13 protein-coding genes, 5 tRNA genes and 1 riboswitch are annotated in these 13,028 nt (G+C 40.8%); of the genes, 3 read left to right on the forward strand and 15 right to left on the reverse strand.

Annotated elements, in window-relative coordinates; all coding sequences use genetic code 11:
* Nucleotides 1-17: 17 nt before the first annotated feature.
* From rocF to CSV76_RS04135, 7 genes are all read right to left on the reverse strand, one after another.
* On the reverse strand, nt 18-923 hold the full coding sequence (rocF, locus tag CSV76_RS04105) for an arginase (protein ID WP_085427424.1): 906 nt from the start codon (nt 921-923) through the stop codon (nt 18-20).
* A gap of 17 nt (nt 924-940) precedes the next feature.
* On the reverse strand, nt 941-3,040 hold the full coding sequence (locus CSV76_RS04110; RefSeq protein WP_158232736.1) for a sensor domain-containing protein: 2,100 nt from the start codon (nt 3,038-3,040) through the stop codon (nt 941-943).
* Nucleotides 3,041-3,263: 223 nt separating this feature from the next.
* Nucleotides 3,264-3,338: transfer RNA gene (locus CSV76_RS04115), tRNA-Gln, on the reverse strand.
* A 37-nt stretch (nt 3,339-3,375) separates the two neighbouring features.
* Nucleotides 3,376-3,460 (reverse strand) — tRNA-Tyr (locus CSV76_RS04120).
* Between the two features lie 176 nt (nt 3,461-3,636).
* Nucleotides 3,637-3,711 (reverse strand) — tRNA-Glu (locus CSV76_RS04125).
* Between the two features lie 13 nt (nt 3,712-3,724).
* Nucleotides 3,725-3,800 (reverse strand) — tRNA-Thr (locus tag CSV76_RS04130).
* A 9-nt stretch (nt 3,801-3,809) separates the two neighbouring features.
* Nucleotides 3,810-3,884, reverse strand: a tRNA-Asn gene (locus tag CSV76_RS04135).
* Nucleotides 3,885-4,056: 172 nt separating this feature from the next.
* On the opposite strand from CSV76_RS04135, the gene CSV76_RS04140 reads away from it, so the two are divergent.
* Nucleotides 4,057-4,722, forward strand: coding sequence for a polysaccharide deacetylase family protein (locus CSV76_RS04140; protein ID WP_099624826.1), 666 nt, complete (start codon nt 4,057-4,059; stop codon nt 4,720-4,722).
* A gap of 35 nt (nt 4,723-4,757) precedes the next feature.
* Here the strand turns inward: CSV76_RS04140 and CSV76_RS04145 are convergent, their stop codons facing one another.
* The gene (locus CSV76_RS04145) at nt 4,758-5,438 is read right to left on the reverse strand and encodes a KinB-signaling pathway activation protein (RefSeq protein ID WP_099624827.1); all 681 of its coding nucleotides are present in this window, start codon (nt 5,436-5,438) and stop codon (nt 4,758-4,760) included.
* A gap of 138 nt (nt 5,439-5,576) precedes the next feature.
* On the opposite strand from CSV76_RS04145, the gene gerD reads away from it, so the two are divergent.
* Nucleotides 5,577-6,164: a spore germination lipoprotein GerD gene (gerD, locus tag CSV76_RS04150; protein WP_085427428.1), complete on the forward strand. Its 588-nt coding sequence runs from the start codon at nt 5,577-5,579 to the stop codon at nt 6,162-6,164.
* Nucleotides 6,165-6,184: 20 nt separating this feature from the next.
* On the opposite strand, the gene CSV76_RS04155 is transcribed toward gerD, so the two are convergent.
* The 4 genes from CSV76_RS04155 to CSV76_RS04170 form a co-directional block, all read right to left on the reverse strand.
* The gene (locus tag CSV76_RS04155) at nt 6,185-7,243 is read right to left on the reverse strand and encodes an Mrp/NBP35 family ATP-binding protein (protein ID WP_085427429.1); all 1,059 of its coding nucleotides are present in this window, start codon (nt 7,241-7,243) and stop codon (nt 6,185-6,187) included.
* Nucleotides 7,244-7,319: 76 nt separating this feature from the next.
* Nucleotides 7,320-8,033, reverse strand: coding sequence for an N-acetylmuramoyl-L-alanine amidase (locus CSV76_RS04160; RefSeq protein WP_085427430.1), 714 nt, complete (start codon nt 8,031-8,033; stop codon nt 7,320-7,322).
* 181 nt (nt 8,034-8,214) lie between these two features.
* On the reverse strand, nt 8,215-8,517 hold the full coding sequence (locus CSV76_RS04165; protein WP_085427431.1) for a rhodanese-like domain-containing protein: 303 nt from the start codon (nt 8,515-8,517) through the stop codon (nt 8,215-8,217).
* A gap of 89 nt (nt 8,518-8,606) precedes the next feature.
* A complete protein-coding gene (locus tag CSV76_RS04170) occupies nt 8,607-9,197 on the reverse strand; it encodes a hypothetical protein (protein ID WP_099624828.1) in 591 nt (196 codons plus the stop codon).
* Between the two features lie 156 nt (nt 9,198-9,353).
* Between CSV76_RS04170 and hpaB the strand changes: the two genes are divergently transcribed.
* On the forward strand, nt 9,354-10,793 hold the full coding sequence (hpaB, locus tag CSV76_RS04175) for a 4-hydroxyphenylacetate 3-monooxygenase, oxygenase component (RefSeq protein ID WP_085427433.1): 1,440 nt from the start codon (nt 9,354-9,356) through the stop codon (nt 10,791-10,793).
* A 167-nt stretch (nt 10,794-10,960) separates the two neighbouring features.
* Here hpaB and CSV76_RS04180 read toward each other — a convergent pair whose 3' ends face one another.
* The 3 genes from CSV76_RS04180 to CSV76_RS04190 all read right to left on the reverse strand — a co-directional run bounded on the left by CSV76_RS04180 (nt 10,961) and on the right by CSV76_RS04190 (nt 12,825).
* Complete coding sequence (locus CSV76_RS04180; RefSeq protein WP_233192337.1) at nt 10,961-11,305, reverse strand: DUF3889 domain-containing protein; 345 nt, start codon at nt 11,303-11,305, stop codon at nt 10,961-10,963.
* Nucleotides 11,306-11,392: 87 nt separating this feature from the next.
* Complete coding sequence (tenA, locus tag CSV76_RS04185; protein WP_099624830.1) at nt 11,393-12,088, reverse strand: thiaminase II; 696 nt, start codon at nt 12,086-12,088, stop codon at nt 11,393-11,395.
* A gap of 91 nt (nt 12,089-12,179) precedes the next feature.
* Nucleotides 12,180-12,282, reverse strand: a riboswitch (TPP riboswitch).
* A 105-nt stretch (nt 12,283-12,387) separates the two neighbouring features.
* Nucleotides 12,388-12,825 carry a HicA family toxin-antitoxin system gene (locus CSV76_RS04190; RefSeq protein ID WP_232319615.1) on the reverse strand — a complete coding sequence of 146 codons (438 nt, stop codon included), beginning with the start codon at nt 12,823-12,825 and terminating at the stop codon, nt 12,388-12,390.
* Nucleotides 12,826-13,028 lie beyond the last annotated feature (203 nt).

A 13,028-nucleotide genomic window follows, 5' to 3' on the forward strand; every position in this document is an offset into this window, starting at 1 on the left:
TCAATCACTTCAACAAATTATAGTAGTTTTTCACCAAATAAAGATCCCATAAGTCCGACTGCTACATCTGCGGTTTTATTGTACTCATCTAGCACAGGGTTTACTTCAACGAATTCTGCAGATGTGATTACATTTGCATCTTCTAGCAATTCCATAGCTAAATGACTTTCGCGATATGTGATTCCACCAGGCACCGGCGTTCCGACTCCTGGAGTATACAATGGATCCAAACCGTCCAAATCTAACGACAAATGAACGCCATCTACTTCTCTCGAAGCAAAATACTCCAACGTTTGCTGAATTACCGCTGACATGCCATAACGGTCAACTTCATGCATTGTGAATACTTTCACGCCTTTTTCTTTAATTAATTGTCTTTCACCCGGGTCAACCGACCGCGCACCAATAATTACTACATTCTCAGGATTTATTTTCGCTCCGTCACTATGCACATTCACTAGTTGCTCATGTCCTAGCCCCATACTAACTGCAAGCGGCATGCCGTGTATATTACCTGAAGGAGATGTCTCACTTGTATTCATATCTGCATGTGCGTCATACCAAATGATTCCGAGGTTTTTATAGTGTTCGGCCAATCCTGCAAGTGTACCGATAGCAATACTATGATCGCCACCAAGTACTAGTGGAAACTTTTTATTTTTCACAATCGCGGAAACTTTTTCAGCGAGTTCTTCTGTCGCTGCCGTCACTTCTGACAAGTTCTTCAATCCCGCCTCATTGCATGTTAGGTCGTGTACTGGTGAAACAGAGATATTCCCTTGATCCGTAACGTCATGACCTAGTGCTTGAAGACGCTCAACAGCCCCTGCATATCGAATGGCGCTTGGTCCCATATCCACTCCTCGTCGGCTTTGACCAAGATCGACGGGTACTCCAATTAAAGAAATATCTAGTTTTCGCATAATGTTCCTCCTACATATTAATTTTTATTTTGAAAAACTGAACGACGTTCTCTAATCTGTAGTGAATCTTCTAATGACATCGGGCGACCGTAATAATAGCCTTGTCCTTCACGACATCCTAAATTATAGAGCATTTTTGCCTGCTCAGGTAATTCTATTCCTTCTGCTACCACATTCAATCCCGCTGTATCAGCAAGTGTCACAATCGCTTTGACAATGGCCTGACTATTTTCATTCTCTAAAATATCGCGTACAAACGCCATATCAATTTTCAGCGTATCAGCTGGAAGTTCTTTTATATAACTGAATGTACTATAGCCTGTACCGAAATCATCGATCGCAATAGTAATGCCTTCACTTCGTAGCCTCTGAATGGCATCCTTCATACCATCCGTATCCATAAACGAGCTTTCTGTCAGTTCCAACTCGAGCATTTCAGGTGGCACGTGATATTCCTTAATTATATTCAAGACAGAGTCTACAAAACCCTCTTCTTTCATTTGGACAGTTGAGACATTCACAGCAAATCGGCACGTTTCACCAGCTGCTGCTTCAATCTGCGCACGCTTGCAAACTTCACGTAAAATCCATTCTCCTAGCGGCACAATAATCTTCGTTTCTTCAGCCAATGGAATGAACTTCATAGGGGGTATAATGCCCAGATCTGGATGATTCCAACGTACGAGTGCTTCAACACCTGCTAACTTACCGGTATCCAGTAAAACTTTTGGTTGATACTCCAGATAAAAGTGTTGTTGTTGGACACTTTTACGTAATTCATTTTCAAGTAATATTCGCTCTAACGACATCTTTGAAGTACCCGGCTCATACATTTCACTATCGCCGCCACCTCGCAACTTGACTTTGCCTAATGCCAAAGTGGCTTTAGTAATCAAATCGGAGGGTTGATTTGCATGTTCAGGATACATAGAAATACCGCAACTAATAGACAATGTGTAACTTTGCTTGCCTACTTGAATCGGTTTCTCTAAAAAGGTACGAATATCTTCCGCATGATTATAGAACTCCTCTTCATCTTTCAGTCCTGTGATAATGAATGCAAACTCGTCTCCTGCAATACGAGCCAACAAACTTTCAGGTCCCGTTCTCTTTTTTAGTCGCTCTCCGACCATCGCCAATAAATAGTCTCCCGCTTCATGCCCAAGTAAATCATTTGCATAACGGAGTCGATCAATATTTATATGGACAAGTGCAAATACTTGTTTGCGGGTGCGTGCTCTTTCAAATGCCAAAGCCATCTGTTCTCTAAATGAATTTCTATTCATTAAGGAAGTCAACTGATCGTTATAGACCAGATACTTAATTTTCGCTTCTGACTTCACACGTTCTGTGACATCTCGCATGACGACTAGTAGCTTATCTTCATATTCGAGTGCTTCATCCACTTCATCAATTTTCGCTTCCATAATATGCAATCCATTTTTACTATCTAAAAAAGAAAACTCTAAGTTCATTGTTTGACGTTGATACCCTACAAACTGCGAAATCTTCTTTTCTACCTTTTGTCGATTCTTTTTATATATGTAAGAAAAAAATGAACGAGAATATAGATCGTTCTCTGTATGTCCGAGAAGCTTTTGGAAAGATGGAGATGCATAATAAAAATTGCCCTCCCGATCAATCACGGCAATGTAATCAGATGCATTAGCTGTAATAATTTCATAAAGCTCCGCGCTTTTTCGTATTTCTAGTTCCATCTGCTTTCTCTCTGAAATATCATAGCGAATTGCAATATATTGATAAGGTTTACCTTTATCATTTAAAAACGGGACAATTGTTGTATCGACCCAATAAGTGGATCCATCTTTCGCACGATTACATATATCACCGCGCCAAGTTTTACCCGAGCCAATCGAAGACCACATATCTTTAAAAAAGGCTGCATCGTGGTGGCCTGAATTTACTATACTCTGATTCGAGCCAATTAATTCTTCACTCGAATATTTCGAGAGTTTTTCAAAATGTTCATTGGCATATTGAATCGTCCCGCGTGAGTCAGTAATTGCAACTATAGCTGCTTGCTCTAATGTATAAGCTATATCACTAAGTGTTTTTTGTAATTCTTTTTCACTACTTGACTCCACGAATTTCTTCATATTATTTAAAGACTCTTCCATAGCTATATCACAATCCCTATATTCAGTCATATTCATTGTTAAAACAAGAGAAACTACCTATACGTGTTATAGATTATTATACATGATTATTTGAATTGTTCTATATGAACTACTGTTTTTCTTCACAAAAAAACCCTATATTATTTTATAAATAACAAGGATTCGACATATGTATTATGAAATTATAAGTATGTTAGTTAAATGGCTGGGGTAGCTGGATTCGAACCAACGAGTGACGGAGTCAAAGTCCGTTGCCTTACCGCTTGGCTATACCCCAATGTATAGATGGTTATATTTTCGTTAAAGTAAAAAAATGGTGGTGGGGGACGGATTCGAACCGCCGAACCCGGAGGGAGCGGATTTACAGTCCGCCGCGTTTAGCCACTTCGCTACCCCACCTTGTTAAAATTGCGATAAGCTTCGCATTGCTGCGTCAGGCTTCACTCGCTTAGTCAGTCACGTACCTAAGTACGCTCCTTCCTTCTCTCACTTGCTTCCTTGCACTACTCGCTTCTCCCAATTTTAACAGGATTATGCGATAAGCTTCGCATTGCTACTTTGCTATAAAAGTTAATTGGTGACCCCTACGGGATTCGAACCCGTGATACCGCCGTGAAAGGGCGGTGTCTTAACCGCTTGACCAAGGGGCCATTAAAGTGTTCATGGAGCTTCCAGCCGGACTCGAACCGGCGACTTCTTCCTTACCATGGAAGCACTCTACCTGCTGAGCTATGGAAGCATAAAAAAATGGCTCCGCAGGTAAGACTCGAACTTACGACCGATCGGTTAACAGCCGATTGCTCTACCACTGAGCTACTGCGGAATAATAATAAACATATTATGTTTGACGACAAAAATCATTATAGCATGCTTGCTAACTGTTTGCAACAAGTACTTTTAATCCCTCAAGCATTTTTAATTATAATAGGCTTAGTCATAGACGTCAAGAGGTTTTCATACAATAGTTTAGACTTCACATAATTAAGGAGATTGGCATGATAAAAAAACTTCTCTTCTCTTTCGTTTTGATTGCAGTGTTCTTAGCGTTTATCCCACAATTGGCCAAGCCTACTTCTACTCTGAAGACGGTTTTCCGATTAACAGAACAACCGGCAGTGATAGTAAAAGGTACACAAGGTTCTGCGTTGACGATTAATATTTCTTTCGGTGAAAAAGAAGTAGAGGAGCTTCTCGAACATTTATCACAACCGTATCCCCTTCTTTTCATCGATAGTGACTGGGCTTCACGCTTTCCCCACCTTACAGAACAAATTAACAAGCGCTCGTTACCTATCGCTTTACTCGGTACCGAAGGTCAACACTATGAAAGTGATCCGAAACTTTTGAGTAAGCAACTACAAACATTTGAAGAACTGTTCAACAAACGTCCGCTTTGGTTCCGTACGACAGATGAGGAATTCCCTTTAGACTTGTTACAGCAGTTGAGCAAGGCAGAAATCAATGCACTTGGGTCTACTGTACAATGGTCTGGTGGTACATTACCAAAAGCCTCCAAAGGTGAAATCATTACCGTTCCATATGATCATCATGAGCAAGTGGCCACTGCTGATATTCAGCGTTTGATTGCTAGTCGTACTTTTCAATCCGTAGAGGATCTCTTATTCCGATCCACTGTTAAAACGAAAAAAATCCCACAATAAAAACTGACAGGAGAGAAATCTCCTGTCAGTTTTTTTTAGGATTTAACTGTTTTTTTCTTTGTCTTTTTTCTTTCATTTCTGCGTTTGTCCAACTTCTCTTTATCAATATCGGATTGTCTGTTGTATTTAGGCAATATTAATAATTGATATGCATTTACCGCAAGCAGTGGGAATAGAAGAATGGTTACCCATTCATCTTTGTTACCGGAAGTAACCATAAGCGCCGGCAACCATTCCAGCGTCGTAATGACGATCATGAAAAACAACGCAGAAGTCAGCGCATGTTTTTTCGTCCATTGCGCTTTAAAGTACGCTGTCACTACTGATACACCGATCAAAGTAATGAGTAAGAAAATATACAGAAACGTCCGACTTGTATCTGCTTTCGTTAATTGGAAACGGAAAAATACTAAATCAAACAGCACAACGACTATGATTAGCATTTGCACCCAGTTCCACAAAGTTAACGTACGGAACATATTGACGCCAAACTGATGAACAGTCAAATAGGCGAAGAAGCCCATTTGCGCAACTACACTCATCGTAAAGCCTAAAAAAATCATCCATAAAAAGGCACCAAGAAATTGCCCTATCTCGCCTGCCTGTAAATATCCATAGAAGAAGTCCCAACGTACTATTAGACCAACAACCGCTGTAATTGATCCACCAATTGCCATTGCGCGCAAGAAAAATTTAACCCAATTTCGTATTGTCACAGCACTGTTCCCCTTTTTATCATGTCCATCCTAGTGTATCAACGATCGACAAAAAAATCTATTTCATTGAACGAATCATGCATATTCCTTCTTATATTGTGAACAATAAATGAAAATACAAGTGGAAGGTTGAGTGGAATGAAAAAATTTGCAGGCATTTTTCTATTCCTTCTATTCCTTGCGGGTTGCAGCGGAGGAAGTCAGGCGTCACCAAGCTATGACGAAATGAAGAAGATGATGACAGATGCAATCCAGACGGAAGATGGAAAAAAAGCACTCCGGAAAATAATGACTGATCCTGAGTTCAGGGAGTTACTCGTACTCGAACAACCAGAAGTGAAGCAAAGTATTGAAAACGTCTTACTTTCTAAAGAGGGAGAGCGTTTTTGGAAGACAGCTTTTGAAGATCCTAAGTTTACTGAAAGCGTAGCTAAGAGCATGAAAAAGCAACAAGCCGATATTATGAAAGATTTGATGGGAGATGCTTCATTTCAAAAAGAAATGGAGAAGTTTTTCGGACAGCCAGACATGATGAAACAGATGGAGAAGATCGTTAATTCAGCGACACTCAAGAAAGAAATGGAGAAGGCTGTGGAAGATACGATCAATAGCCCACTCATGCAAGCAAAGTGGCAAGAACTGATTATGAAAGCTGGTAAAGGGGCTGCTGAGGACAGTGGAAAAGATGGAGGAAAAGATAAAAAAACAGACGAAGAAGGAAAATAACCTTTTTCGTCTGCTATTTATTACTTTTTAGTTTTTTTGATTACTGTATCAGCAACTTCTAAGTAGATCTTTCCAATCGGATGATCTTCTGCATAAACTGAAGGTGCGAATTCCGTTTCGTTCCAGTCAGGCTGACCAAGAGGGATTTGTCCTAATAGTTCCGTACGAAGCTCCTCAGAAAGACGGACACCTCCACCTTGACCGAAGACATACTCTTTCTCACCTGTTGCTTTAGATGCGAACCAAGACATGTTTTCAACTACACCAAGTAGCTCATGCTCAGTTTGTAACGCCATCGCTCCTGCACGCGCTGCTACAAATGCTGCAGTTGGATGTGGAGTCGTAACGACGATTTCTTTAGACGCAGGGATCATTTGGTGAATATCAAGTGCTACGTCACCTGTTCCTGGTGGCAAGTCGAGCAATAAGTAATCCAGCTCGCCCCACTCCACATCACGGAAGAATTGATCCAACACTTTTCCAAGCATAGGTCCACGCCAAACAACGGGTGCGTTGTCTTCAACAAAGAAGCCCATTGAAATGACTTTTACGCCAAAACGTTCTACTGGCATGATGCGATCTTCACGTACTTCAGGCATAGCCGTAATACCCATCATATCTGGTACACTAAAGCCATAAATATCTGCATCGATCAATCCGACCTTTTTGCCGCGTCTTGCTAAAGCCACTGCCAAGTTCACAGAGACCGTAGACTTTCCGACGCCGCCTTTACCAGATGCAATCGAAATAAATTCAATGTTAGATAAAGGTGATAAGATATCCTGCGTTTCCGCTTCCGTCACCGTGCCGCGGAATTGTTCCAATACTTCTTTAGGCAATTCTTCAAAACGAATGCCAACCGAGTCGGCTCCTGCTTCTTTCAATACTTCAACCACTTTTGATTGTAGCGTCAATTGCTCTCCGGTATTCACTTTCGCAATCGCGACTTTAACACTGACATGTTCTTTCTCAGGTTTTATGGTTACATCCACAATTCCATTTGTTTCTGCCAATGTTTTATGTAAAAACGGATCTTCCAATGCGCCAATCAGTTCACGAACTTGTTGTTCATTAATCACATTCGACACTCCCTACTGAATTCATTCACTCCTTTTCAGTATATCATATTCACTATTCACTCAAACGTCATATGCTTCATTGTTCATCAGCAAGTTGATATTTTACGATTCCATCTACAATCGCAGCTGCTACTTTTTTCTGATAAGATTTATTCGACAATAATTTCCTTTCCTCTGGATTGGACAAGAAACCTGTTTCAACCAACACAGCCGGTACTGGTACTTTTTTCAATAAGTAGACTCCCGTGATTTTCATAGCTTCCCGCTCTGTATTTTTCAATTGATCGCGCAATTCGTTTTGGATTGATGTCGCCAGTTGCTTACCTTCAGGATGGCCACCCGGATGATAGAATACTTGCGCCCCTCTCCAGCGCTCTTCTGGGATCGCGTTAACGTGGACGCTGATAAACATATCCGGCTTCGAATCGACTGCCATGCTTTCACGTAGTTTCAAGTCTGCGAACTTTCTGCTTCTCAACGAAGTGAACTTCTCGGATGGTGCATGTTCTGCAATCGCATCGCCACTTTTCTCTCTCGTCATTTCTACAGTTGCACCTTTTTTCTTTAAAAGTTTACTCACTTCATGGGAAATGTTTAATGTAATATCTTTTTCAATGAGTTCACCTGCCGAAGCCCCCCCGTCTTCCCCACCATGACCAGGGTCAATGAGGATACTTACCCCACCAAGCTCAGAGGGCAGAAAGAAGCCACGATCAGATGCTTTGACGCCGTATAACACTCCACCTAATGAGAAAATTATGAGTAACCCTGCTACAAGCCACTTTTTCATACAGACACCGCCTTTTTCTTTCACTATACGCTTGGACTTTTGAGGTTATGTCTACACGTCAGCGGATTAATGAATTAGAAGACGGGATGCATCGTTACAGTGCAATTCAACTTCTATCCCTTTTAATAAAAAAGCTGTCGTAAGAAGTTTTCACTTCTTACGACAGCTTTGGTTTAACTTATTACTTTGTTTCGCCTTCCCATGCTAGCATGCCGCCTACCATGTTCGTTACGTCAAATCCTTCGTCTGCCATAAGCTCTTGAGCACGGCCACTTCTGCCACCTGAACGGCATACGAGGATGAAGGGTGTTTCTGCATTCAAGTCGTGCATTTCGACAGGTAGATTACCGAGGGCGATGTGTTCTGCACCTGGAATCATACCTTCTGCTACTTCGTCATCTTCGCGTACATCGATGATATTCAGTTTTTTACCACTTTCCAATTGCTCTTGAACTTCTTTTGCAGTCAATTCTTTTAAAGTCATGAGTCATATCCTCCAAAATGTTTAATGTGTGTTTAATGTACCTTTATTCTATCTTGCTAGGTTGAGCATTGTCTATTGAAACGAACTAATTAGAGTTGCTGTAATTCTTTCATAGTATGTCCACGATTTTCCCACAATCTAGTAGTGTCTGCTACTTCGACAATCGCAGGGATATAACGCTCAGATTTTTTGATAGGCAGTTCTAGACCAGCTATAAACAAGGATAGTTCCATCATGAAGTCGCCGCCACTTACTTGCAGATTATATACTAGTTCAGAGACTTCTTCATCGACATCCAATTGATCACCGAAGTCCTCTTTCAACATATTCTTTACCAGTAATTGCTCGGGAGTTTCTTGAAAATACTCTTCGTCAATGTAACATAGCAGTTCTTCTTTTCCCGGTACATAATATGGCTTTTCAGCTGCACTTCGTTTTAGATTTTCCTTTTCATCTTCTTCGCTTGTCGCCTCAGCTACAAATTCATTTGATTGAATATAGACGAAACTCTCCTCAAGTTTTTGTTTCATTTGCGTAGATTGCAAAAGACTTTCCACTTCATTCAATGAAATACTTTCTTCATTTTGATTATTGTAGATTTCAATAACTTTTTCAACAGGCACAATCCCATATAGATTTGTACACGACACGATATACTTCATTACCAATTCTTCATTCATTGTATACACACCTTTCCCTGGCCCAGATAAATTTCCTATGTACTCTTTCTGTATTGTATCAAAACTATTGTCTATTGTTCAAAACGAGAACTATTTTGATCATTCATGAAGATGCCATAATATACTATAGCAACTAGAAAATTCAGGAGGAATGGTATGGGTGCTATAAATGGCAATGATTTTGTACGCAGAATGAATGCGCAGAACGCGGAAATTTGGCTCGATGGGCAACAATTGAAAGGACCTATCTCTGAACATCCAGCTTTTAAGGGGCTTATAGAAACAAAGGCTTCTCTATATGATTTACAACTGTCACCTTCACATAGATCTCTCATGACATATGCTTCGCCAGTCACAAATGAGCGAATTGGACTTTCTTACTTACAACCTAAAACCAAAACCGATTTGCAAAACCGCAGAATCATGACAGAAGAATGGGCAAGACTTTCTTGCGGCTTGCTTGGTAGAAGTCCCGATTACCTCAATACGGTGATCATGAGCTTTGCCTCATCTTCCCCTCACTTGCTCGGTAAGGAAAACTGCTTTCCAGAACATATTCAAGCGCTGTATGAACGAGCGCGAGAAGAGGACCTATCTTTTACTCATACCTTCATTACGCCACAGGTCAATCGATCTCAGAGTGCTTTTAATATGTCAGATGAACCTGTCTCAGCAAGGATTATTAAAAAGACGTCTGAAGGACTCATCATTAAAGGAGCTAAGCTACTTGCAACTCAGGGTGGCGTGACGGATGAAGTACTGGTATTCAGCACACCTTCTTTTCTTGGAGATCCTGATGAAGCTTTCGCCTTTTCCATTCCTTCCGGTACAAAAGGTTTGCGTTTTCTTTGCAGGGAATCATTTGTCGGTGGGGATTCTACATTCAATTACCCACTTAGTTCGCGTTTTGAAGAGATGGATTCTGTAGTTATTTTCGATAATGTTCTGGTCCCATGGGAGCGTGTATTCTTTCATCACAACCCGGAAGTAGCTTCAGAATTTTTTTCAAAGAGTTCATTCCATCCGTTTGCCACGCATCAAGTCATTACGAGACAGATTGTCAAAACGGAGTTCATGCTGAATTTGGCAGAGCAGCTCGTCCAAACCATTAATATAGCAGAATATCTCCACATTCAAGAAAAGCTATCTGAAATAATTATTGGGCTCGAAACGATGAAAGCATTGCGAGATAAATCGGAAGCCGATGCTGCACTCGATCAATGGGGATATATGTGTCCCAGTGCAATACCGCTTCAAGTAGCAAGCAATATTTTCCCGAAAGTCTACCCGCGTTTCAGTGAGATCATTCAGCTAATCGGAGCAAGTGGGATGATTGCGTTACCTACCGATAAGGATTTTCATTCCGCTATTCAGCCTGATCTCGAAAAGTATCTACAAGGAGCTACAAAAACTGCGGTTGAACGTGTACAACTGTTTCGTCTAGCTTGGGATTTGACGATGAGTTCGTTCGGCACACGACAAACACAATACGAACGGTATTTCTTTGGTGATCCCGTTCGCTTATCTGGTCACCTGTATCGATCCTATCCGAAAGATGCGGGACAGGAAATGATACGTCGTTTACTTTCAGATTAAATAAGATTCGGTTAATTAGGCATAGTTATTTCCATGTACACCATCCGCCACGCATATCTATCACAAGCGATATGCCAACGACATCTTGACCCACAATTTCTTTTATCAAAAAGACCCTGAATAAATCAACGCCCCTACGCCAGAATATATGGTATAGGGGCATTGATTTATTTAACAGGTATTTCTTGAAAGTCAATGCGAATAAATTTATCTGTTTCAGCTGAATAGGTGACTGTCACGATCACACCGAATTCTCGATCGTCTTCTTTTAACCAAAGTTGAAACTTCTCCACACTCGTGACTTTCTTTGAGTTGGTAGCGATATGCAAATAATCCTTGATCTCTGCCTGGGGATACTTGAGCATCGTTTGCTTGATAGCAAGCCTTGACCATTTCGCATATGCCGGCACTTCCACTTTACTAAGTGTAGCAATTGGCGCATCACTAGTGCGCGACCCACTTGTCAATAAAACTCCAAGTGCTAAACCTATTTTCGCAAAGATGGCGCACACCTCCTTCAAGAATAGCATGCGCCGTTTACAACCTTTCGATTCTAAATAAAAAACATCCAACCGAAATAGTTGGACGTCTTTTGTAGATTAATTTGTCATCGATTGCTCTTGTTTTACACCGGGCCACATTTGTTTCGTATAAGCCATATCCCAGAACATATACTCATAACGAGTCGTATTAAGGAAGATTTCTTCTAACCTCACTAATTCTGATTCAGGCTTTCCTTTTGCAGTTTCGTCCATTAATTCTAAGCACCAAGTAGCTAACTCGCCAAAGTCTTCCGATGAATACATGCGAACCCAGTCACCGTACAACGGATGATCCAACGCACCAGGCAACTCAGCAAGCTCTTTGCCGATCTCCCAATAGCTCCACGCACACGGCAATAATGCAGCGACGACTTCCGCCAAAGAACCATTTTGACTAACATGCAGCATATAGTGCGTATAGGCAAGGACAATTGGAGATGGTTCGGCATTCTCAAGCTCTTCTTCAGTAATACCAAAGCGGGCTGCATATTGTCGATGAAGATCCATTTCTGTGTTTAGTGTACCGTTAAGTAACGCAGCAAATTTCCCCATCATCTCGACATCGGTCGCTTTCATTGTGCCTATAGCAAATACTTTCGCATAATCAATTAAATACAAATAGTCTTGCACCATATAAAATCGAAACTTCTCCTGATCCAACGTACCATTTCCAATCTCTTGGACAAATGGATGACTATGATTCTGTCTCCAAATCGGTAATGTCTTCTCTAATAAACGCTCAGTGAACTTCATGTATATTCTCCCCTTTTTCGTAGTAAATGAAAAAACCACTTCTTGACCAGAAGTGGCGGAGAGACGTCACTGAGCCCCAAAAAGAAGCTACGTAACATCTGCACCACTTCCTTACGCCGGTATGAACCGGATCAAGTTAAAGGGTTAAAGCAATATGCTTCTCTCAGCTCCACAGAGCACCCCTAGCGGTAACGACTATTTCATTTGTATATCCATTGTAGGCATATCTTGTCAGAAAGGTCAAACAAATTGAGATTGCACTCTGTCTCAAGTACAAAACAGTCACGCAGTTTCATTTTTTATTCTAGATGTTCTTTTAGCTTTTTCTGAACATCTTCTTCAATTTTCTTTACGCGCTCATCTTTTAGTTTACGTCTTGGTTTAGGATGAAACCATTCGATTTCGCCATTAATAAATGTCCCTTTAAACTCCTCGCCTTGGATCTTCAATTTAAATAACTGAAGTGGACGGGTTTGATTTCTGCTAAGGGAACGTTCGATTTCAATATCATCTGCTTCATTTCTAATTCCTTGCTCAGACAACAGTTCTAACACTTTGTCCTCTATGGCAATAACTTCTTCTTCGCCGACATCTTGCTTGGGATGTGGATGAAGCCACTGGATTTCACCTTCATGATAGTCACCTTTATACTTACGTCCTTCTAATATGAGCTTAAACTGAATTCGCTCGTACGGCCTGTCTTCAAAAACTTTTTCCGCTTCAAAGTCATCAACCACAGGAAACACCTCCAAAATAGTATGAAGTCTCTTTTTATAGAATAAGCTATCTTACTTCATCCATCGCTACTAATTCAAGCGATCTAGCCTAAAGTTTAATTTCTCTAACATTCCTGCCCACTTATATTTTTCTCTTCTCATTACAAATGATATTCGAATATATCTCAGGAATTGGTGATTGTCAAATCAATTAACGATATTAC

This window comes from Sporosarcina sp. P17b (assembly GCF_002743115.1).
Taxonomy (GTDB): Bacteria; Bacillota; Bacilli; order Bacillales_A; family Planococcaceae; genus Sporosarcina; species Sporosarcina ureae_C.

Coding starts and splice junctions, on each gene's coding strand:
- rocF (WP_085427424.1), bottom strand. CDS start 923: ATGCGAAAACTAGATATTTCTTTAATTGGAGTACCCGTCGATCTTGGT.
- CSV76_RS04110 (WP_158232736.1), bottom strand. CDS start 3,040: ATGAAGAAATTCGTGGAGTCAAGTAGTGAAAAAGAATTACAAAAAACA.
- CSV76_RS04140 (WP_099624826.1), top strand. CDS start 4,057: ATGATAAAAAAACTTCTCTTCTCTTTCGTTTTGATTGCAGTGTTCTTA.
- gerD (WP_085427428.1), top strand. CDS start 5,577: ATGAAAAAATTTGCAGGCATTTTTCTATTCCTTCTATTCCTTGCGGGT.
- CSV76_RS04160 (WP_085427430.1), bottom strand. CDS start 8,033: ATGAAAAAGTGGCTTGTAGCAGGGTTACTCATAATTTTCTCATTAGGT.
- CSV76_RS04165 (WP_085427431.1), bottom strand. CDS start 8,517: ATGACTTTAAAAGAATTGACTGCAAAAGAAGTTCAAGAGCAATTGGAA.
- CSV76_RS04170 (WP_099624828.1), bottom strand. CDS start 9,197: ATGAATGAAGAATTGGTAATGAAGTATATCGTGTCGTGTACAAATCTA.
- hpaB (WP_085427433.1), top strand. CDS start 9,354: ATGGGTGCTATAAATGGCAATGATTTTGTACGCAGAATGAATGCGCAG.
- tenA (WP_099624830.1), bottom strand. CDS start 12,088: ATGAAGTTCACTGAGCGTTTATTAGAGAAGACATTACCGATTTGGAGA.